Annotated in this window: 14 protein-coding genes; all 14 read right to left on the bottom strand. The window is 68.3% G+C overall.

What is annotated here, in order from left to right; translation table 11 throughout:
• Positions 1–27 precede the first annotated feature (27 nt).
• Positions 28–3,993 carry a ThuA domain-containing protein gene (locus ACZ1DY_RS07645; RefSeq protein WP_465483975.1) on the bottom strand — a complete coding sequence of 1,322 codons (3,966 nt, stop codon included), beginning with the start codon at positions 3,991–3,993 and terminating at the stop codon, positions 28–30.
• A 19-nt stretch (positions 3,994–4,012) separates the two neighbouring features.
• Positions 4,013–5,026, bottom strand: a complete 1,014-nt coding sequence (locus ACZ1DY_RS07640) for a multicopper oxidase domain-containing protein (RefSeq protein WP_126733939.1) — start codon at positions 5,024–5,026, stop codon at positions 4,013–4,015.
• A 14-nt stretch (positions 5,027–5,040) separates the two neighbouring features.
• On the bottom strand, positions 5,041–5,928 hold the full coding sequence (locus ACZ1DY_RS07635) for a sugar phosphate isomerase/epimerase family protein (protein WP_465483974.1): 888 nt from the start codon (positions 5,926–5,928) through the stop codon (positions 5,041–5,043).
• Between the two features lie 10 nt (positions 5,929–5,938).
• Positions 5,939–6,943 carry a sugar phosphate isomerase/epimerase family protein gene (locus ACZ1DY_RS07630; RefSeq protein WP_034313678.1) on the bottom strand — a complete coding sequence of 335 codons (1,005 nt, stop codon included), beginning with the start codon at positions 6,941–6,943 and terminating at the stop codon, positions 5,939–5,941.
• Positions 6,940–10,071: a ThuA domain-containing protein gene (locus tag ACZ1DY_RS07625; RefSeq protein WP_465483973.1), complete on the bottom strand. Its 3,132-nt coding sequence runs from the start codon at positions 10,069–10,071 to the stop codon at positions 6,940–6,942. Before ACZ1DY_RS07625 ends, ACZ1DY_RS07630 begins: the two co-directional genes overlap by 4 nt.
• A 364-nt stretch (positions 10,072–10,435) precedes the next feature.
• Positions 10,436–11,809, bottom strand: a complete 1,374-nt coding sequence (locus tag ACZ1DY_RS07620; RefSeq protein WP_465483972.1) for an alkaline phosphatase family protein — start codon at positions 11,807–11,809, stop codon at positions 10,436–10,438.
• A complete protein-coding gene (eboE, locus tag ACZ1DY_RS07615) occupies positions 11,806–12,876 on the bottom strand; it encodes a metabolite traffic protein EboE (RefSeq protein WP_465483971.1) in 1,071 nt (356 codons plus the stop codon). Before eboE ends, ACZ1DY_RS07620 begins: the two co-directional genes overlap by 4 nt.
• Positions 12,873–13,736 carry a TatD family hydrolase gene (locus tag ACZ1DY_RS07610; RefSeq protein ID WP_125680667.1) on the bottom strand — a complete coding sequence of 288 codons (864 nt, stop codon included), beginning with the start codon at positions 13,734–13,736 and terminating at the stop codon, positions 12,873–12,875. The genes eboE and ACZ1DY_RS07610 overlap by 4 nt, the downstream gene beginning before the upstream one ends.
• A 2-nt stretch (positions 13,737–13,738) precedes the next feature.
• Entirely contained in the window at positions 13,739–15,154 is a 1,416-nt protein-coding gene (locus ACZ1DY_RS07605) for an EboA domain-containing protein (protein WP_465483970.1), read from the bottom strand.
• Positions 15,151–15,999 carry an SCO3242 family prenyltransferase gene (locus tag ACZ1DY_RS07600; protein WP_192746325.1) on the bottom strand — a complete coding sequence of 283 codons (849 nt, stop codon included), beginning with the start codon at positions 15,997–15,999 and terminating at the stop codon, positions 15,151–15,153. Before ACZ1DY_RS07600 ends, ACZ1DY_RS07605 begins: the two co-directional genes overlap by 4 nt.
• Positions 15,996–17,153, bottom strand: coding sequence for an inositol-3-phosphate synthase (locus tag ACZ1DY_RS07595; protein ID WP_257488831.1), 1,158 nt, complete (start codon positions 17,151–17,153; stop codon positions 15,996–15,998). Before ACZ1DY_RS07595 ends, ACZ1DY_RS07600 begins: the two co-directional genes overlap by 4 nt.
• A gap of 109 nt (positions 17,154–17,262) precedes the next feature.
• Complete coding sequence (locus ACZ1DY_RS07590) at positions 17,263–18,432, bottom strand: Gfo/Idh/MocA family protein (RefSeq protein ID WP_465483969.1); 1,170 nt, start codon at positions 18,430–18,432, stop codon at positions 17,263–17,265.
• A 40-nt stretch (positions 18,433–18,472) separates the two neighbouring features.
• Entirely contained in the window at positions 18,473–19,525 is a 1,053-nt protein-coding gene (locus ACZ1DY_RS07585; RefSeq protein WP_126733950.1) for a substrate-binding domain-containing protein, read from the bottom strand.
• Between the two features lie 89 nt (positions 19,526–19,614).
• Positions 19,615–20,589, bottom strand: coding sequence for an ABC transporter permease (locus ACZ1DY_RS07580; protein ID WP_257488833.1), 975 nt, complete (start codon positions 20,587–20,589; stop codon positions 19,615–19,617).
• Positions 20,590–20,615: the final 26 nt, after the last annotated feature.

The raw sequence follows: 20,615 nt of genomic DNA, 5'->3' as shown, positions 1-20,615 counted from the left end.
AAGTCGCGCGCCCGGCCGGCTTTCGCGCTACAGCTGCCGCACCCGGATGTTGCGGAACTCCATCAGGTCGTTGTCACCGTGGTTCTGCAGACCGATGAACCCGCTGACGAACTGCCGGAAGTCGGTGGACGGATCGCCCGCCCGCGACGACGAGATCCCCGGCGCGTTCTCGAACTCGTTGATCACCACGCCGTTGCGGATGATCGTGTACTTCTGCCCGACGACCTTGACCTCGTACTCGTTCCAGGTCCCCTTCGGCTTCACGCCCGCCTGGTCCAGCGGCCGCGGGTCGAAGTTGTAGATCGACCCGGTCTTCTGCGGTTCACCGGTGGCCCCGTCGTACAGCTGGACCTCGTGACCGCAGTAGATCGCGACCCAGGCCTGTGACGTCCTGGCCGAACCGACCGTGCCGCAGCTGCCCGGCGGACGCTGCTCCAGCGGAGTGCGCGGATCCGGGAACCGGACGAACACACCGCTGTTGGCGCTGCCGTTCGGCGCGATGTCCTTGAACTGCAGCTTCACCGAGAAGTTGCCGAACTGCCGTGCCGAGTACCACAGCATCCCCAGCCCGCCCGACGGTCGCAGTGACCCGTCCGGCTGGATGGCGAACTGCCCGGACGGCGCCTGCGACCAGTTCCGGAACGACTCCGGCGTGCCGTCGTAGATCGCGTCGTAGCCGGTGACGCCCTTGTTGCCGATGGGCGACGCGGCGGCCGCGGCGTTGATCTTGTCCGACTCGGCCGCGTTCAGCACACCGAGGTCGCCCAGCCGGTCCACGGCCTGGGTGACGTGGTTGACGAATCCGGCGTGGGAGGTCCACGTGGAGTCGTCGTCGATCATGTCGTCGACCGTGCAGCCGCCACCGGCGTTGCGGTTGGTCACCCCGGTGTCGGTGTCGCCGATGGTCACCGTGGCGCTGGGATCCGCCACGAGACACCCGACGCTCACCGAGTTCCGCGTGGTCACCGTCTCGCCGTTCGCGTAGGTCACGGTCAGCTTGGCGGTGTACAGCCCGGTGCGCGGGTAAGCGTGCCGCGGGTCGGGCTGCGTCGAGAACGTGCCGTCGCCGAACTCCCACTTGTAGGAGACACCGCCGGACTTCGACCCGGTGAAGGCCGCGGTGAGCGGCTTGTTCTGCACCATCGTCGAGGACGCCGCCGCGGACGGGGTTGCCTCGCCGCCGATGTAGCTGATCTTCAGCAGCTTCTGGTTGTTGGTCAGGGTGAAGAAGCCGCCGCCGTAGTCGAGCGCGTACAGCGCGCCGTCCGGCCCGAACTTGGCGTCCATCCACTGGTTCAGCTTGGTGTCGCCACCACCGGTCGGGATGATCTGCCGCACGGTCTCGGCGAACACCGGCGGATCCTGCTTCGCGACGCCGTTCGGGTCGAGGGTGACCGCGATCCGGTTCTGCCCGTTGCTCTGGTCACCGATGAACCACTTGTCGTTCCAGTAGGCGGGCCACGCGACGCCGCTGTTGGTGTTGACCAGTTCGCGGTGGTACGTCGGCCCGGTCATGACCGCCTGGCCGCCGCCCTTGAGGTAGGGCTGCGTGTAGGTGGCCTCGGCCGCGTTGTACGTCGGGACGGAGCTGTTGGGACGGTTGGGGAACACCGGCCCGCCGCCGTCCGGCGCGTACCAGATCATGTTCTTCTTGATCGGCGGCAGGTTCACCAGGCCGGTGTTGCGCGGCGAGGTGTTGACCGGGTTGTCGCAGTCGTACCAGCCGGTGAGGACCGCGGCGTCGGTGCTGCTGCGGTCGCGGTACGGCTGCTTGTTGCCCATGCAGTACGGCCAGCCGTGGTTACCCGCCTCGGTGATGACCGTGGCGGTCTCGTACTTGGCCGGGCCGAGTTCCGGGCTCGGCGAGGACGCGTCCGGGCCGACCCACGCGGCGGTCAGCCAGTTGGTCTTCTTGTCGACTTGCAGACGCGAGATGTTCCGCACGCCCATCACGTAGATCTCGGGCCTCGTCTTGTTCCCGGGGTCGTTGGCCTCGGGGAACAGGTTGCCCGCCGGGTTGGTGTAGGTACCGTCCGGCTCCGGGTGGATCCGCAGGATCTTCCCGTTGAGGTCGTTGGTGTTACCGGCGGTGCGGCGCGCGTCCTGGAACGAGACGCCCTTGTAGTCCTGGGTCCAGTTGTTGCCGGAGTACCCGTTGGAACCCTGCGACGAGTTGCTGTCGCCGGAACCGATGTAGAGGTTCCCGTCCTTGTCGAAGTCCATCCCGCCGCCGGCGTGGCAGCAGCTGTGGACCTGGACGTCCCAGGACAGCAGGTCCTTGCGGGTCGCCTGGTCCAGCGTCTGGTTCTTCAGGTCGTAGGTGAACCGCGAGACCGTGCGCTTGCCGATCCGCTTGTCGATGTCGACCGACTCGTGCGGCATCCAGTAGGCGTACATGAAGCCGTTCTCGCTGAACTTCGGGTCCAGCACGAGACCGAGGAGGCCTTCCTCGTTCTTGACCAGTTCGTCGCCGCTGCCGCGGTTGCCCATCACCTTCAGCGTGGTGAGCAGCTTCGGCTTCTTGGTGACCGGGTCCCACTGGTGGATCGTGCCGCAGCCGGCGCCGATCTGGGGGTTGGTCCAGTCGTTCGGCGCGGGGACGACGTTGCCGGCGCAGGCGGCGCGGCCGATGTAGAAGACCCGGCCGTTCGGCGCGATGGTGAGCCCGTGCGGCTCGCCCATCTGGTCCAGCTGGCCGGGCTGGTTGATCCCGGTCAGGCGTTCGACCTTGTAGTTGGCCGCGATACCCGCCTTGCAGTCACCGCGCACCATGCCGGTGGTCCACTTCAGCGCGCCGAGGATGTGGCTGCGGAACTGGGCTTCGCCGTAGCTGGCCTCGGTCCGGCCCATGCCGGTGTAGAAGGAGCGCCCACCGTCGTAGTCACGGCACCACGAGATCGGGTGGAAGGCGCCGTTCGCGCCGACACCCGGCTTGTAGGTCGATTCCTCGACCTGCGCGACCGTGTGCACGGTGCCGACCGGGTTGACCTCCCAGTTGAGCCACCGGTCGGTGCGGACCCACTTCTGCGGCAGGCCCGCGGTGGCCGGGTTCGCTTTGTCGAGGACGTCGACCGTTGCCTCGGCGGGCGGGGCCTCCGGCGGCGGCGGGGTGGTCGAGTTGTCCTTGTACAGCTTCCAATCCGCCAGCTGGATGAGCGGGTCACCGGCGTTGGCGGTGATGTTCAGCCGGTAGTTCGCGTACGCCGTGGTGTTGGCGAAGGTGAACTTGCGGCTCACGAACCGGTCGGCGAACGTCTCGTTGGTGCGGGTGTCCAGATCGGTCCACGTGGTCCCGTCGTTGGAGCCCTGCAGGGTCCAGCTCTTCGGGTCACGGCCGGGGAAGTCGTTCGCCGAAACGAGGTCGTAGCTGCTCACGGCGACCGGGGCGGCCATCTTGTAGGCGACCCAGCCGGTCGGCTGGAAGGCCAGCCACTTGGTGTTCTCGTTGTTGTCGGCGAGCTTCTCCTTGCCCTCGTTGGGCGCGTTCTCCGCGCTCGCGGTGACCGAGGCGACCGCCTCCGGCGTGGGACGCGCCCCCACCGGACGGGCGCCGATCAGCCCGGAGAACCACTGCGAGCCGTCCTGCGCCCGCGCGGCGTCGGACAGGCCGAGGAAGCCGCCGCCCGCCTTCATGTAGTTCTGCAGCGAGGTTTCCTGGTCGCGGTTCAGCGTGATGCCTTGCGCGGACAGGAAGACGACGCCGCGGTATTTCGCGAGGTTCGCCTGCGTGAACACCGCGGGGTCCGAAGAGGACGAAACGGAGATCCCGTTCGCCTGGCCCAGGCTTGCGATCGCGTCCGTGGCGCGCAAGACGGGGTCCTTCTGGTCCGCGGCGGTGCCGTGGAAGACCAGGACGTTGACCGGGACGTTCGTCGCGGCTTCGGCGGTCACCGGTGCGATGGCCAGCGGAAGCCCGGAGGTGACGACGGCGCCGACCGCGAGCGCGGCCAGCGACCGTCTGCGGAGCCGGCGCTGCGAAAATACTCGTCTCAAGTTCTCGCTCCTTTCAAGGCTAGTGGTGGTGGGCCGAGGCGCCGGTGGCGTTCGGCGTGGACGTGGTGTGCTGGTGCCCCTTGAAGCGGTCGATCGCCTCCTGGGCGCCCGCGGGCATCCCGCCGTCGGCGTTGCGAACCAGGAACACCCCGGACATGCCGTCGTCCGAGTGCTGCTGGACGTGGCAGTGGTACATCCACGCGCCCGGCCCGACGCCGTCACCGGCGATCACCTGGAACCCGAAGGAGTTGCCGGGGTCCAGGGTCTTGTTGTCGACGATCGGGGCGTTGTCGGTCGCGCTGGTGAGCATGCCGGTGCGGGTGTCCGCCCAGCGGTGCGCGTGCAGGTGGAAGGTGTGCATCAGGTTGCCGTGCCCGATGCAGATGAACTCGACGCGTTCGCCGAGGTTCGCCTCGAAGATCGGCGTGTTCGGGGCGACCTGGTGGTTGACCCACATTTCGGTGAACACCACGGTGAACTGCTTGCTGGGCAGCAGATCCCCGCGTTTGCGCACGATCAGGCCGCCGTAGAGACCCTTCATCAGGCCCGCGGTGCCGTGGTCGCCGCCGAACGCGTGGTCGTGGTAGTGCCAGTACCCCGCGCTGCCGGGCATCCAGAAACCGTTGGCCGTCTGGTAGGCCGTCCGGGTCTTCCAGGTGTAGGTCTTGGTCTCGTAGGGCTTGTTGAAGGAATCGTTGAACGGCGAACCGTCCGACTTGGTGTCGTAGTTGACGCCGTGCGGGTGGATCGAGAGCCGCTGGTCGGTGTTGTTGACCAGCTCGATCACCAGCGTGTCACCCTCGTAGCACTCCAGGAGCGGCCCGGGGATCGTCGGTTTCCCGGGCTCCAGCCCGTAACCGACCCGGGTCGAACCGGGAACGTAGTCGGCGTAGATGGTGATGTTACGGGTCATCCCGGCCGCGGCGGCCGGTGCCGAACCCGCGCTGGCCGACACCACGACCGGGGCGATGACCCCGGCCGCGGTGCCCGCGAGCATCGATCTGCGGGACAGCCCGCGGTTCTTCTTGTCCATTGTGGATTCCCCAGCTAGAAGCGGACGTTGCGGAGATAGGTGAATCCGGTCTGGGCGGTGCTCAGGGGATCCGTGGGGTTGTCGTGCTCGACGATGTATTCGGCGAGGTGGGGACGGGTGTGGCGGAAGATGCGCGGGAAGTCGATGACGCCCTTGCCGGGGTCGACCATCTCGCCGGCCGCGGTCCGGTCCTTGACGTGGTACTGGACCACGCGCGGGCAGTGCTGCCGGTACAGCGAGACCGGGTCCATCCCGCCTTCCACCGCCCAGAACAGGTCGATCTCCAGGTGCACGTACCGCGGGTTCGTGTTCCTGGTGAGCACGTCGTACGGGCGCACGCCGTCGATGGGCGCGAACTCGTGCGCGTGGTTGTGGTAACCGAGCGGGATACCGGCCTGGCGGAACTTCCGCGCCGCCGTGTCCATCCGGCCGGCGAACTGCTTCCAGCCGTCGATGGTGTCGAAGTTCGCCCACGGCACGTTGGCGCGGGTGTTCCCGAGGATCTTCGCGTCCGCGATGGTCTTGTCGAGGTCACCGTCGATGCCGACGTGGGTGGACGTCGCCTTGATGTGGTTCTTGTCCAGCAGCCCGCGGAACTCCTCGGCCGAGCGGCCGTAGGTGCCCGCCAGTTCGACCTTCCGGTAGCCGATGTCCGCCAGCGCGGACAGGGTTCCCGGCAGATCGGCCTGCAGCGCGGTGCGCAGGGAGTAGAGCTGGATGCTGATCTTGTCCACCGGGACACGGCCTCGACCGTGGTGGCCGTGTCCCTGGGTCTCCGCCTCGGTGGCCGCGTTGGCCAGGCTCGGCAGGGCTACCGCCGCACCCACCGCGACGGCCGCCGTCGCCGCGCCGCGGAGGAGTGCCCGTCGAGAGTGGAACTGCTCAGCTTCTTCACCGCACATGAAACCGCCCTCACTTCTGGTTGCTGAAAGCCGCGTCGAAGGCCGCCGACGGCTTGTCGAACAGGAGCCCCCGCAGAAAGGTCACGGCCTCCGCCGCGCCCCGGAGCCGGTCCATACCGGCGTCCTCCCACTCCACCGAGATCGGACCGGCGTAGCCGATCGAATTCAGTGCGCGGAAGCAGTCCTCCCAGGGCACGTCGCCGTGCCCGGTCGAAACGAAGTCCCAGCCGCGTCGGGGATCTCCCCAGGGGAGATGCGAGCCGAGCCGTCCGTTCCGTCCGTCGAACCGCTTCCTGGTGTCCTTGCAGTCCACGTGGTAGATCCGGTCGGCGAAGTCGAGGATGAAGCCGACCGGGTCGAGGTCCTGCCAGATGAAATGCGAAGGATCCCAATTCAGCCCGAATGCCGGACGGTCGCCGACAGCTTCGAGCGCACGTTTCGTGGTCCAGTAGTCGTAAGCGATCTCCGACGGGTGGACCTCGTGGGCGAACCGCACGCCCACCTCGTCGAAGACGTCGAGGATCGGGTTCCACCGGTCGGCGAAGTCCTGATAGCCGTCGTCGATGACCGCCTGCGACACCGGCGGGAACATCGCGACATACTTCCAGGTCTTCGAGCCGGTGAAGCCGATCACCGTGTCCACGCCGAGTTTCGCCGCCGCGCGGGCGGTGTCGGCCATCTCCTTCGCCGCGCGCTGCCGGACGCCTTCCGGTTCACCGTCGCCCCACACCCTGGACGGGATGATCGCCTGGTGGCGTTCGTCGATCGGGTCGTCACAGACGGCCTGGCCGACGAGGTGGTTGGAGATGGCCCACACCTTGAGGCCGTGCTCGGCCAGCAGCTTCAGGCGGCCGGGCACGTAGTCCTCTTCGGACAGTGCGCGATCGACCTCGAAGTGGTCGCCGGAACACGCGATCTCGAGGCCGTCGTAGCCCCACTCGCTCGCGAGCCTGCACACCTCGGTGAACGGGAGATCCGCCCACTGGCCGGTGAACAGGGTGATCGGACGGCTCATGCTTGCTCCTCGAAGGTGATCGCGTCTACGTCGAACAAGCCGCCGGAACCGCCCTTGAACACGAGGAACAACGGGCCGGTACCGCCGGGGTCGGTGATGGCGGACGCCGGGATGTCGGCATAGGTGTCCCAGCCGCCGGTGTTGGCGACGGCGACCGTCTGGACCAGCGGCCCGTCCACCGCGCCCGAGCGAACCTCGATCGTGCCGCCCGCGCCACCGGAGGAAACCCGGTAGCCGATGCCGCCGACACCCACGAGGTTCACCGGGTCGAATTTGATCCAGTCACCGGATTCGATGTGGCCGACGCGTTTGCCGCCACTGGCGCCGGCGTGCGCGACGACCTCGATGCCGCTGGACTGGGTGTAGAACTCGGCCTGCTTCAGCTTCGGCTGCAGGATGGACTCGGCCTCGCCGGTGAGCGCGGGCACGCCGTTTCCGCCGTTGTCGGTGTAGCTGGCGTTGATGACGCCGAAGACGTTGGCGTCCGCGCCGTGTCCTTCGTCGGCGGGCGTGGCGATGGTGCCCTCACAACCGGTCGCACGGCTCAGCGGATGCCCGTGGCCCTCGTGCCCGAGGATGTATTCGACGGTCACCTTCGAGCAGTCGATCGGGTTGTCTTCGGCGTCGGTCACCTCGACCTTGAACGGGACCATGTCGCCGAAGCTGAACACGCTGCCGTTGACCGGGGTCTTCAGCGTGACCACCGGTGCGGTGTTGCCGACGGTGACCACCACACTCGCCGAACCGGTCAGCCCGGTGGAGTCGGTGACCGAGAGCTTCGCCGTGTACTGGCCGTTCGCGCTGTAGGTGTGGGAAACCGGGGTGGCCTCGGTGGAATCGGTCGTGCCGTTCCCGTCGAAGTCCCAGGCGTAGGTCAGCGCCTGGCCGTCGGGGTCGTTCGTCCCGGCCGGGTCGAACTTGACGGTCAGCGGCGCCTGCCCGGACGTCTTGTCCGCGGCCACCTTGGCGATCGGTGTCCGGCGGCCCTTGGTGTAGTCGATGCGGTAGACGGCGGATTCCTTCGAGCCGCCGAAGTAGCCGGTGCCGTAGTCGAGGACGTACATCGCGCCGTCCGGGCCGAACTCGACGTTCATCGGGCGGACGAGGTCCATCGAGTCGAAGAACGGCTTGATGGCACCGCGTTCGCCGTTCGGTCCGACGGTGATCTCCTTGATCCAGCCGCGTTCCCATTCGTAGGCGAAGGTCTTGCCGTCGAAGTACTCCGGGAACTTGGTCTGCGACGGGTTCTTGGCGTCGTAGTGGTAGACCGGGCCGCCCATCGGCGACTCGGGGCCGGTGCCGAACTCGGGCAGCGAACCGCCGTCGTAGGGGATCCACGCCTTCTCGACCGGCGGCAGATCGGTCAGCCCGGTGTTGTGCGGGCTGGTGTTCTTCGGCTTGGCGCAGTCGAAGGCCGCACCGGACTGCTTGGTGGCGAAGTCGTAGTCGATGAACGGCTGGTTGTCCCCGATGCAGTACGGCCAGCCGAAGTTGCCGGGCTTCTTGATCAGGTTGAACTCGACCGTGCCACCGGGGCCGCGCTTGGGGTCGGCCGCACCGGCGTCGGGACCGTAGTCGGCGAGGTGGATCCAGCCGGTCTCGCGGTCGACGGCGAAGCGGAACGGGTTGCGGAAGCCCATCGCGTAGATCTCGGGCTTGGTCTTGGCCTTGCCGCGCGGGAACAGGTTGCCCTTGGGGATAGTGTACTTCCCGTTCGCGCCGACCTTGATCCGCAGCACCTTGCCGCGCAGGTCGTTGGTGTTGGCCGAGGTGCGCTGCGCGTCGTACACCGGGTTGCGGTCGGCGCGCTCGTCGATCGGGGTGAACCCGTCGGAGGCGAACGGGTTGGAATCGTCCCCTGTGGACAGATACAGGTTGCCCTGCGCATCGAAGTCGATCTCGCCGCCGGCGTGGCAGCAGATCCCGCGCTCGGCGGGGACCTGGAGGATCTTCTGCTCGCTCGCGAGGTCGAGCTTGTTGTCGGTGCCCAGCTTGAACCGCGAGAGCTGGTTGTAGCCCTTGAACGGCTCGAAGTCGGCCGGGGTGCCGTTCTCCGGCGCGTCACCGGCCGGGGTGTTCAGCTTGGGCGCGTAGTACAGGTAGACCCAGCGGTTCTTGGCGAAGTCCGGGTCGATGGCGACACCCTGGAGGCCGTCCTCGTCGTGGTTGTAGACCGGGATCTGCCCGGCCAGCGACGTCGTCGCCGACGAGCTGGTGTACCAGACGCGGCCGTCGCGCGAGGTGTGCAGGACGTCGCGGTTGGGCAGCACGGAAAGCGCGATCGGCTCGCCGGTCTTCTCCTCGCCCTTGGCCAGGGTGATCTGGTCGAAGTCCGCGTCGACCGGAGCTTCCTGCTGCTTGGCACAGCCCGGTTCGCTCAGCTTGGTGGCGTACTTGATGCCGCCGGCCAGATGCTTGAGGAAGGCCGGTTCGGCGTAGGAGGCCTTGGTGTGCCCCCCGCCGGTGTACCAGGAGCGGCCGCCGGAATTCTCGTGGCACCAGGCGATCGGGTGGTCACCCATCGCGCCGTCACCGGGCTGGTAGCTCTTCTCGTCCAGGCTCGCCAGGACGTGGACGTCGCTGCGCGGATTCTCGCGGTAGTTGTACCACTCGTCCGTGCGTGGCCACGTCTCCGGAAGATCCACAGTGGACACGTGCTCGTGGTCTTCGATCTTGACGTTCGCCTGCTGGATCTGCGGGTGGGACTTGAAGTACGCCCCGACCAGCTCCCCGTACCAGGGCCAGTCGTATTCGGTGTCGGAGGCGGCGTGCACGCCCACGTACCCGCCGCCTCCCTTCACGTACCGCTCGAACGCGGCCTGCTGGTCCGCGTTCAGCACGTCACCGGTGGTGGAAAGCCAGACCACCGCGTCGAAACGCTTGAGGTTCGCGTCGGTAAAGGCGGCCGCGTCCTCGGTCGCTTCCACCCCGAAGTGGTTCTGCGCCCCCAGATCCTTGATCGCTTTGATCCCGTCGGGGATCGAATCGTGCCGGAAGCCCGCGGTCTTGGAGAACACGAGCACCGTGGCCGCTTCGTGCGCCGATGCGGTCTGCACCGGTAGCGCGACGCCTGTCAGAGCCGTGACCACGGATGTGACGAGCACACCTAGTCGTCGTTTCAAAGACATAGCAGTGGCGATCCTTTCGATGAGCGGCGGCGATCAAGGAAGGACTTGCGGGTGGAGCGTCCTTTCGGGTGGGGTGGGGTGGGGAGGGTGCGGTGGGGAGGAGGTCGGGTTGGTCGTGAGTGGCGATTCGGGTTCTAACCCGAATCGCCACTCACGACCCCCTGGACCGGGCGGCTCGCTGGGGCTGAGCCGATTCGGGATGTTGCGAAAGCCACTTTCGCAACGTTGGAGGTTGCGAAAGTGGCTTTCGCAACGTCGGGACCGGCGGGTGCGGGCGACCATGTCCCGAAAGCCACTTTCGGGACATCAGACGTCGCGAAAGTGGCTTTCGCGACACGCACCGGCCACACCACCCCGCCACCTCCTACTTCAGGCCTTGCAGCGACAACAACAGCGGATGCACGTCCGTCGCACCCACACGACCGGACGGCTCGAAGGCCGGGTCCGAACACAGCAGCACCGGACCGTCCTCTGTGGAATCCGGCAGGCGTCCGTGCGAGCCGCGCACCCAGCGCGGATCGGTCGGGACGACGTCCATCGCGTACCGGAGCCCGGCGAACTTCTTCGCCAGGTTGAGCCCGGCCCGCGCCTTGGCGAACTTGTCCTCCGGGTCGAAGAACAGCTCGGCGGGGTCGTAACCCGGTTTGCGGTGGATCTCGACGCCGCGCGCGAAGTCGGGCTTCCGCGCGTCATCGAGCCAGTAGTAGTAGGTGAACCAGGAGTCCGGCTCGGCGACCGCGACGAGTTCGCCTGCCCGTTCGTGGTCGATGCCGTACCGCGCCTGTGCCTCGCGGTCGAGCACCTCGTCGACGCCCGTCAGCTCGCCGACGATCGAGCGCACCCGCTCGAGATCGGCCGAGTCGCGGACGTAGACGTGCGCGACCTGGTGGTCGGCGACGGCGAACGCGCGCGACGCCCACGGGTCGAGGTACTCCATCCCCGCCTGGGTGTAGACCTCCAACAGGCCCTCGCGCCGCAGCGCCCGGTTGATGTCGACCGGCCGGTGCACGTTGGTGATCCCGTATTCGCTGAGCGCGACCACGGTCGCCCCGGCGTTGCGGGCGTCGTCGAGCAGCGGCGCGAGCGCGTTGTCCAACTCACGCGCGGCCTTGCGTGCCTGCGGCGCGTCGGGGCCGAAGCGCTGAAGGTCGTAGTCGAGATGCGGGACGTAGGTCAGCAGCAGATCCGGCCGTTTCTCGCGCAGGATCTGCCGCGACGCCCCGATGACCCACTTGCTCGACTTGAGCGACGCCGTCGGGCCCCAGTACTGGAAGAGCGGGAACTCCCCCAGCGCGCCGGTCAGCTGGTCGTGCAGCTCGGGCGGACGGACGTAGGCGTCCGGCGACTTGCGGCCGTCGGCGTGGTAGATCGGCCGCGGGGTCACCGTGACGTCGGTGCTCATCCCCATCGCGTACCACCAGCACACGTTCGCCGACGTGTAGCCGGGATGCGCCGCCCGCGCGGTCTCCCACAGCTTCTCGCCGCCGACGAGCCGGTTGTGCTGGCGCCACAGGAAGATCTCGCCCAGCTCGCGGAAGTACCAGCCGTTGCCGACGATCCCGTGCTGCGCGGGCATGAGCCCGGTGAGAAACGTCGACTGCGCGCTGCAGGTGACGGCGGGCAGCACCGTGCCCAGTTCGGCCTGCCAGCCGTCTCGCGCGACGGCGGACAGCTTCGGCATGTCCCGCAACGCCTTCGGGGTCAGCCCGACGACGTCGATGACGACCAAGGGTTTCACGCGGACACCCCTTCCTTGACGAGATTCGCCTGTGCCCATTCGAGTTCCGCGGCGATCCCGCCGACGAGATCACCCGCGTCCGGGAGCACGCTCCAGGTGTAGGTCTCGACCTCGATATGCGGTTCGCCGGGAAGCCCGGCGGCGACGGTGCGCAGCACGTCCGTGGTGGTGGACAGCGGCGCGGACGGGGCCTGGTGCAGCGGCATGTGGAAGTGCACGCGCCACGGCCCCTCCCCCGGCAGCTCGGTCCAGGCTTCGGGCAGGTCGTCGGCCTTCCGCACGACACCGTCGGAAAACTCCCGGACCTGGTGCAGGTACCGCGGTTCCGCGAAAGCGGCCAACGCCTCGCGCGCTTCGGCGGGCTTCTCGACGTGCAACGCGGCGGAAGCCTGCACCTTGACGATGTCCACATCGGACTCCGCGATCGCCTTGAGGGTCTCCGCCGGGTCGGCGAACGACACCGCGAGATGACAGGTGTCCAGGCACAGCCCGACGTGCTCCGGGTCGACACGGCCGGAAAGCCAGCCCAGCGCGTCGGCCACGGTGTCGAGCACACAGCCGGGCTCCGGTTCGACCGCCAGTTTGATCGGCCGGTCACCGATTGCACGGACGACCTCGCCGAAGGCTTCGGCCGCGCGGCGGTCGTCCTGTTCGTTCCATGGTTCACGCCAAGCCAACGGCAGCGTCGATATGCTGCCGTAGGAAGCATCCTCGGCGAGGAGATCGGACAGCACGTTCACGCAGTCGATCGTGTACGCGACCCGGTCCGGGTTCGTCCACTCAGGACGGTAGACCGCGTGCTTGACGACGTCGTCGTGAAAACCGCCGTACGGGAAGGCGTTGAGCGTGTACACCGAAAGCCCGCGGGCGTCGAGTTCGGCGCGGAAACGCTTGCGTGCTCCGGCGTCTTCGGCGAGCCCGCGCGCGACCGGCGCGGAAAGCCACAGTCCGACGCCGAGCCGATCGGCGCCCAGCCGCTCGCGCACCGGGAGCGCGTATCGCTCCAGCTGCGCGACGATGCCGTCGACGTCTTCGGCGGGGTGGACGTTCGTACAGTAGGAGATCATTTGCGGGCACCTCGCAGCACCGAGTTGCCCTCGAAAGTCACGGCCTCGCCGGTGAAACCGGGCAGCGGGTCGAGCGTGAGCCTGCCGCTGAGCCCGTAGAAGTCGACCGGGTTCTGCCACAGCACCTTGTCGACGTCGGCCTCGGTGAAACCGCCGTCGAGCATCGCCTGCCCGGTCTTGGCGGTCTTCAGCGGATCGGACCGGCCCCAGTCGGCGGCCGAGTTGACGATCATGTTGTCCAGCCCGTACTGGCGCAGGATCTCGACCATCCGGTGCTCGTCCATCTTGGTGTCCGGGTAGATGGAGAAACCCATCCAGGCACCGGAATCCTTGACCAGCTTGACGGTGACCTCGTTGAGGTGGTCGACGACCACGCGCTCGGGCGCGACTCCGGCCTCCCGTACCACGTCGAGGGTGCGCTTGGTGCCTTCCAGCTTGTCGCGGTGCGGGGTGTGCACGAGCACCGGGAGGTCGTGCTCCAGCGCCATCGCCAGCTGCTGCGAGAAGACCTCGTCCTCTTCCTTGGTCATCGAGTCGTAGCCGACCTCGCCGACCGCCACCACGCCGTCCTTCGCCAGATACCTCGGGAGCACGTCGAGCACCTCGCGGCAGCGGGGGTCGTTGGCCTCCTTGGGGTTCAGCGCGATCGTGCAGTGATGCCGGATGCCGAACTGGGCGGCACGGAACCGTTCCCAGCCGATGAGCGCGTCGAAGTAGTCGGTGTAGGAGCCGACGCTGGTACGCGGCTGCCCCAGCCAGAACGCGGGCTCGACCAGCGCGCGGACACCGGCCGCGTACATGGCTTCGTAGTCGTCGGTGGTCCGGGAGGACATGTGGATGTGGGGATCGAAGATACGCACGGTCAGCGGCCTTCCTTGAGCAATGAGAGGGCGTCGGCGGGAACGTCACGTCCGGCCGCCCTGCGTTCGTCGGCGAAATCGGCGAGCATTCTTCGAAGCTCGTCGTCCGCGCGGGAAGTGAGGTCCGCGACGGCGGCCAGCGGCACCCCGACGAAGACGCATTTGAGGACGCCGTGGCGCCACGTGTGGTCGTCCAGGAACCGGGCGAAAGCCCCCATCGCGGCCGCGACCAGCCTGATGTCGTTGGCGCGCAAGGCGTCTTCGACCAGCCTGATGCCGGTGTCGGTGACCTCGGCGCCCGGGAACTCCAGCGCGTTGAGCGCCCGCAGGACCCCGCGCCGCTCGGCGTCGTCGCCGTAGCGGTAGAGATCGTGCAGTTCCGTGGCCAGCGCGGCGTCGTCGAGGACGTCGGCCAGCACCTTCACGAGCCGGACCCTCGCCCGGTCGTCGACGGTGCCGTGGATGAGCCCCTGCGGGTCGGTGTCCGGGCGCAGCGCCTCGCGGCCGACCTCACGGCCGACGGCCGGGAAGAGCGAGCCGATCACCGACGGCTTCTCCCGGATCCGGCGTTCCGCCTTGGCCGACCACGTCTGCGGCATCGCTGCGGTCAGCGCCTCGAACGCCCGGCGCGCGGTGTCCGGCGCGGCGTGGCTGTGCCGGGGCAGTTCGACCGCGGCCAGCCCGGTGTAGCCGATCTCCGCCAGTGCGGCGAGCGTCCCCGGCAGATCCAGATGTCCGTCGCCGAACTCCAGGTGTTCGTGGACCCTCGGCAGCATGTCGTCGAGTTGCACGTTCCACAGCAGCGGACCGGCGAGGCGGACGCATTCGGCCGCGTTGACCGGCTCGACCGCGACGCAGTGCCCGACGTCGAGCGTGACCCCGAACAGCTCCGGCTCGCCGAGTTCCTTGCGCAGGTCCAGGACCTGGCCCAGATGCTGCACGAGGTGGCCGGGCTCGGGTTCCATCGCCAGCCGCACGTTCAGCCGCGCGGCGTGTTCCAGGACCGCCGCGACGCCGTCACGCAACCTGGACCAGGCAAGATCATTGTCTACAGTGGACACTCCGGACCAGAACGAGACGCAATCCGCGCCGAGATCCCCGGCGATGCGCAAGGCCCGTGCCAGGAAGTCGATCCGCAACGCGGGATCGTCCGAAAGCAGCGTCGGCGAGTGCTTGCGCCACGGGTCGAGCAGGTACCGCGCGCCCGTCTCGATCACGACGCGGTTCAGGCCGAGCGCCGAAAGCCGCGAGGCCACGTGGTCGACCTGCCGCGCCAGATCGTCGGCGAACGGGTCGAGATGGTCGTGGTCCAGCGTCAGCGCCACCCCGGTGTAGCCGAGGTCGGCGATCACCGCGAGCGCGTCGTCGAGGCGGTGGTTGGAAAAGCCGTTGGTGCCGTATCCGAGGGAAAACGTCATGTGGGGCTCACCTTCCTCGACAGCTTGCGGGCGATCGGGAGTGCGGCGGCGACCAGCGCCGCCCCCAGTACCGAGCCCTTGGCCGTGACCGCCGCCTGCAGCGGGACCATGCCGTGGATGCCGGATTTCGTCGCCGAGCGCACGGACTTCGCCGACGGGTCGCGGACGGCGTCCGCCTGCGCCCTTCCGACCAGGCCCGCGTAGCCCGAACCGGCCGCCATCGAGGCCGCGCGATGCCAGCCCCCACGTGCCGGTCCGGTCAATGCCAACGTTGTCGCCGCGCAGCTGGTGGCCAGTGCCGCCCGGGCGGTCGCCGGGTTCGCGCCGTGCACTTCCCCGGTGGACAACGCCGTGACGCCGAGCGTGTGGACGCCGACGGCCGCCGCGGCGGTGGCCGCCTTCTTCGGCGAGTCACCAGCGCCCAGCAGGACGTCGAGCGTGCGGCAGGCCGCCATCGCCACCGGCCCGGCCGGCGTCGGTTTGAGCACGGTGTCGTAGGCCCACACCGCCGCCGCGAGCGGGACCGCGACCCGCATCGACCGGCGACCGCCGCCGAGCGCCGCCAGGCCGAGCCCGGCAGCGGTCAGCGCGGCCCCGGTGGTGAGCGCCGCGCCGGCACTCACCCGCCCGGACGGGATCGGCCGCTCGGGACGCTCCACGGCGTCGAGCTTCCGGTCCGCCCAGTCGTTGAGGGCCATCCCGGCCCAGTAGAAGGCGACCGAGGACAACGGCAGCAGCAGCCGTCGCCCGGTCATCTTGAGCCCCGCCGCGGCGGATCCGGCGACCGTGTCGCCGAGCACCGTCAACGCGGCTGGCGCCCGCACGAGCTCCACGTAAGCCTTCACAGGGTTCCCGCCCAGGCGATCAGGCGGGCGGTCTGCTCGGCGAACCGGTGTTCGTCGCTGCCCAGCGGATCCTTGAAGAAGAAGCCGAGCTCGGTCAGCGCACCACTCTGGCCACCGGCGTGCGCCGCGGTCACCAGCCTCGCGAGGTCGAGGATCAGCGGCGCCGCGAGCGCGGAGTCGTAGCCGGTCCAGGTGAACTGCAGGCTCATACGCGCGCCGAGGAAACCCTCGAACGACACGTGGTCCCACGCGGTCTTGATCTCGCCGAGGTCGGGCACGTTGTCGATGTGCAGCGGCGCGGTGACGTCCTCGCCGAGCAGCGCCGCGAGCCCGCGGGCCTTGGATTCCAGCTTGCTGTTCGCGGTCACCGGGTCGGCGAGGGTCTCGCCGTCGCCGCCGCCCAGCAGGTTGGTGCCCGCCCAGGAGCGGACCTTCAACGCCCGCGCGCTGAACATCGGCGCGAGGACCGTGCGCAGCAGCGTCTCGCCGGTCTTGCCGTCGCAACCCGCGTACGGCAGGCCTTCCCGTTCAGCGAGCTGCCGCAGCGCGGGCAGGGTGACCCCGGCGGACGGCGTGAACTCGACGTACGGGCTTCCAGCCTTCAGCGCCGCGTAAGCCGACAGGGAGCTCGGCGGGAGCACCGCCCGTGCCGGATCCACCAAAGCCGCTTCCAACGCGTCGAGGTCGTCGTGTTCGGGCAGGTGGGGGCACGGGGCCTCGGTGGAGGACACGTTGACCACCACGACCCGCGCGAGGTCGTGCCGGTCGGCGAAAGCCCGGATGTCCGCCGTCAGCCGGGCGGCCGCGTCGGCCTGGGCACCGGTGTGCGCCGCCGGGTGGTAACCGTCGCGGATCTCGGCGTCCACTTCGGCCAGCCCGGACCGGACCGCGGCGAACACCGCGTGCCCGAACACGCCGGCGTGCGCCAGCTGCTCGGCCCGCTTCTCCAGCGGCGTATGCGCGATGTCGTGCCCGCCGAGGACCAGATCGTCCCAGCCCGGCAACGGAACCCGGGCGAACGCGGGCAGCTCGGTGACGCAGCCGCCACCGCCGGTCACCCCAGCGCGCAGCGCGAGGAGCCCGACGGCGGCCGTGGTGGCCACCGACCCCCTCGCCCCGATCAACCAGACGCCCGTACGCTCGTGAGCAGGCATTTCCTCCACCTTTCCCAGCCCGAGAACACCAACCTCCGATGGTCGGATGTTTCGGATCGAACCAAGTCGCAGTGATAGTCGTCATGCGACTTTCGGCTGGATCTCTCGCTCAGTTACTCCCCTTCGTGGTGACGGCGGGCACAGCGGTCCATCGCGCGTCGTCGGACGCGCTGCGCTCGACCGCGGCCAAGACCTGCTGAACCCTCAACCCGTCCTCGAAGGACGGTTCGGGATCCGTGCCGTCGCCGATCGCGGTGAGCAGATCGGCGACCTCGTTGGTGAAGGTGTGCTCGTAGCCGAGGAGATGCCCCGGCGGCCACCACACCCCGACGTACGGATGCTCGGGTTCGGTGACCAGGATCCGGCGGAACCCCGCCTCGGTGGCGGGCTGGCCACCGTCGAAAAAGGACAGTTCGTTCATCGACTCGAAGTCGAACGCGAGGCTCGCCTTCGAACCGTTGATCTCCAGCCGCATCGCGTTCTTGCGGCCCAGCGCGAACCGGGTCGCCTCGAAACTCGCGACCGCGCCGCCGGTGAACCGGCCGAGGAACAGCGCGGTGTCGTCGACGGTGACCTGGCCGGTGCCGCCATCACCGTCCGGCCGCTCCTTGACGAAGGTGTTGGTCAGCGCGGAAACCCCGGTGATCGTCTCGCCGGTGACGAACTGGGCCGCGTCGACGATGTGCGCACCGAGGTCGCCCAGCGCGCCCGAGCCCGCCTTGTCCTTGTGCAGCCGCCAGGTCATCGGCGCCTGCGCGTCCGACAGCCAGTCCTGCAAATACACCGACCGCACGTGGCGGATCTCGCCGAGCGCCCCGCTCGCGACCAGTTTCCTGGCGTGCGCGAGCGCGGGCACCCGGCGGTAGTTGAACGCCACCATCGACCGGACGCCGTTGGCCCGCGCCTTCGCCGCCGCCTCGGCCATCGCTTCGGCCTCGGCGAGAGTGTTGGCCAACGGCTTCTCGCACAGCACGTGTTTCCCGGCCTCGAGCGCGGCGATCGCGATCTCGGCGTGGCTGTCGCCCGGCGTGCAGATGTCGACCAGGTCGACGTCGTCGCGGGCGATCAGCGCACGCCAGTCCGTCTCGACGTCCTCCCAGCCGAACCGTTCGGCCGCGGTCTTCGCCCGCACCTCGTCGCGGCCGCCGAGCACGGCGAGTCTCGGGATCAGTGGTGGCGCGAAGAACCGGTGCACACTGCGCCACGCGTGCGAATGCACCGCACCCATGAACGCGTGGCCCACCATGCCGATCCCGATCGTTTCCTTTGCCGTGCTCATGCCCCTCCTAGATGCGCGTGCTTGTGTCGGGTACGCGGGTTTACGAGTCGAAGCCGACGTCCATGTACTTGTCGACGTTCTCCTTGGTGACCACCGCGGAGTACGTGGTGATCTCGGCGGGGATCTCGTGCTCGGCGAAGTCGCCCGCCCCCTTGCCCTGGCCGAGCAGACGCGCGAGCGAAATCGCCGTGGACGCCATCGACGGGCTGTAGAGCACGGTCGCCTTCAGCGGCTCGGCGTCGGACTTGATCAGGTTCATCGCGTTCTTCGAACCCGCGCCGCCGACCATCAGGAAGTCCTTGCGGTTGGCGTTGTTGATCGCCGCGATGACGCCGACACCCTGGTCGTCGTCGTGGTTCCAGAGAGCGTCCAATTTGGACGCCGACTGCAGCAGGTTCGAGGTCTGCTGCTCGCCCGACTCCGGCGTGAACTGCGCCGAGACGCGCGGTCCCACCTGGAAACCCTGACGCGCCAAGGCGTCCTTGAACCCCTTGCTGCGTTCCTGGGTCAGCGGCAGCGAGTCGATCCCCGCGACCTCGCCGATCACCGGGCTGGCGATGTTCTTCGCCTTCATCTGCTGGGCGATGTAGTTCCCGGCGTTGACGCCCATGCGGTAGTTGTCGCCACCGATCCAGGTGCGGTACGCGAGCGGGGTGTCGAAGACGCGGTCCAGGTTGATCACCTGGATCCCGGCGTCCATCGCCTGCTGGCCGACCGCGGTCAGCGCCTTGCCGTCGAACGGCAGGATCACCAGGACGTTGACCTTGGCGTTGATCAAGGTCTCCACCTGGGAGATCTGCTGGTTGACGTCGTTGGTGCCCTCGGTCGCGTTGAGCGTGACCTCACTGAACTTCTGCGCCTGCGCGCGGGCGTTCTTGGTGATGGCCGCCATCCAGCCGTGGTCCGCGGCAGGCGCCGAGAACCCGATGGTGACGGGCGTTCCGGGCTGCGAGTTGGCCCCGGCGTTGGCCACGTTGGCCGCGTTGTTCTGCGCCGGTGCCTCGTTCGAGGTGCACGCGGTCAGCAGCGCGCCCGCTCCGACGGCCGCGCCTCCCAGCAGGAAACGACGGCGATGCAGGGATTGTTCGGTCATGACGACTCTCCATCCACGGTGACGGCGGTGGTCCAGGTGGTCGTGAGTGGCGTTTCGGGTTCTAACCCGAAACGCCACTCACGACCCCACTAAGTACTCGTCTTTGTCTTTTTCACGGAGCGGAACTGCAGTAGCGCGGCCAGGACGATGATCACGCCCTTGGCGATGTTCTGGATGTCGGTGTCCAGGTTGTTGAGCGTGAAGATGTTGGACAGCACGGTGAAGATCAGCACGCCGATCAGGGTGCCGATGAGCGAACCGCGGCCACCGGTGAGCAGCGTGCCGCCGATGACGACCGCCGCGATGGCGTCGAGTTCGTAGAGCATGCCGTTGGTCGAGGCGCCCGCGGTGGTGCGGGCGACGACCATCAGCGCCGCGATACCGCAGCACAGGCCCGCGACGCCGTAGACGAGCGCGGTGTGCCGCTTGACGTTGATACCGGCCAGCCGCGACGCCTCGGCGTTGCCGCCGACGGCGAAGGTGCGGCGGCCGAACGTGGTGCGGTTCAGCAGCACCCAGCCGACCACGAACACCAGCGCGAACATCCAGATCAGCACCGGGATGCCGAGCAGGTCACCGCGGAAGAAGTCGAGGAACCCCGCCTCCGACACCACCTGCGTGCGGCGGCCGCTGATGCGTTCCGCGAGCCCGCGGGCCGAGACGTACATCGCCAGTGTGGCGATGAACGGCACGATCTTCCCGTAGGACACCAGGATCCCGTTGATCAGACCGCAGCCGAGGCCCACCAGGAGTCCACAAAGGATCATCACGAACGGGCCGTAGGACTGGGTGGCCAACGTGGTCAGCCAGACACTGGAGAGCGCCACGATCGACCCGACCGAGAGGTCGATGCCGCCGGCGATGATCACGAACGTCATCCCGACGCTGACCACCCCGATGGCCGCGGCGAGCCGCAGGATCGTGGAGATGTTGCCGTCGGTGAAGAACTGGTCGGGCCTGGTCACCTGCCCGACGATGCACAGGATCACCAGCACCCCGCCCAGCCCGAGCAGCCGGGTGTCGATCGAGAACTTTCGCTTTTCCTTGGGTCGTACAGGTTCCACGGCGGGTCCCGTACGCACCGATTCGG

This window comes from Amycolatopsis sp. PSD-21 (genome assembly GCF_055561455.1).
The sequence above is the reverse complement of the archived record's forward strand: the minus strand, read 5'-3'. Positions and strand labels throughout refer to the sequence as shown.

Bases quoted from the DNA above. Each gene is read 5' to 3' on its own strand.
- eboE (WP_465483971.1), bottom strand. From the start codon at position 12,876: ATGATCTCCTACTGTACGAACGTCCACCCCGCCGAAGACGTCGACGGC.
- ACZ1DY_RS07635 (WP_465483974.1), bottom strand. From the start codon at position 5,928: ATGTGCGGTGAAGAAGCTGAGCAGTTCCACTCTCGACGGGCACTCCTC.
- ACZ1DY_RS07590 (WP_465483969.1), bottom strand. From the start codon at position 18,432: ATGAGCACGGCAAAGGAAACGATCGGGATCGGCATGGTGGGCCACGCG.
- ACZ1DY_RS07585 (WP_126733950.1), bottom strand. From the start codon at position 19,525: ATGACCGAACAATCCCTGCATCGCCGTCGTTTCCTGCTGGGAGGCGCG.
- ACZ1DY_RS07625 (WP_465483973.1), bottom strand. From the start codon at position 10,071: ATGTCTTTGAAACGACGACTAGGTGTGCTCGTCACATCCGTGGTCACG.
- ACZ1DY_RS07630 (WP_034313678.1), bottom strand. From the start codon at position 6,943: ATGAGCCGTCCGATCACCCTGTTCACCGGCCAGTGGGCGGATCTCCCG.
- ACZ1DY_RS07605 (WP_465483970.1), bottom strand. From the start codon at position 15,154: ATGACGTTTTCCCTCGGATACGGCACCAACGGCTTTTCCAACCACCGC.
- ACZ1DY_RS07595 (WP_257488831.1), bottom strand. From the start codon at position 17,153: ATGCCTGCTCACGAGCGTACGGGCGTCTGGTTGATCGGGGCGAGGGGG.
- ACZ1DY_RS07640 (WP_126733939.1), bottom strand. From the start codon at position 5,026: ATGGACAAGAAGAACCGCGGGCTGTCCCGCAGATCGATGCTCGCGGGC.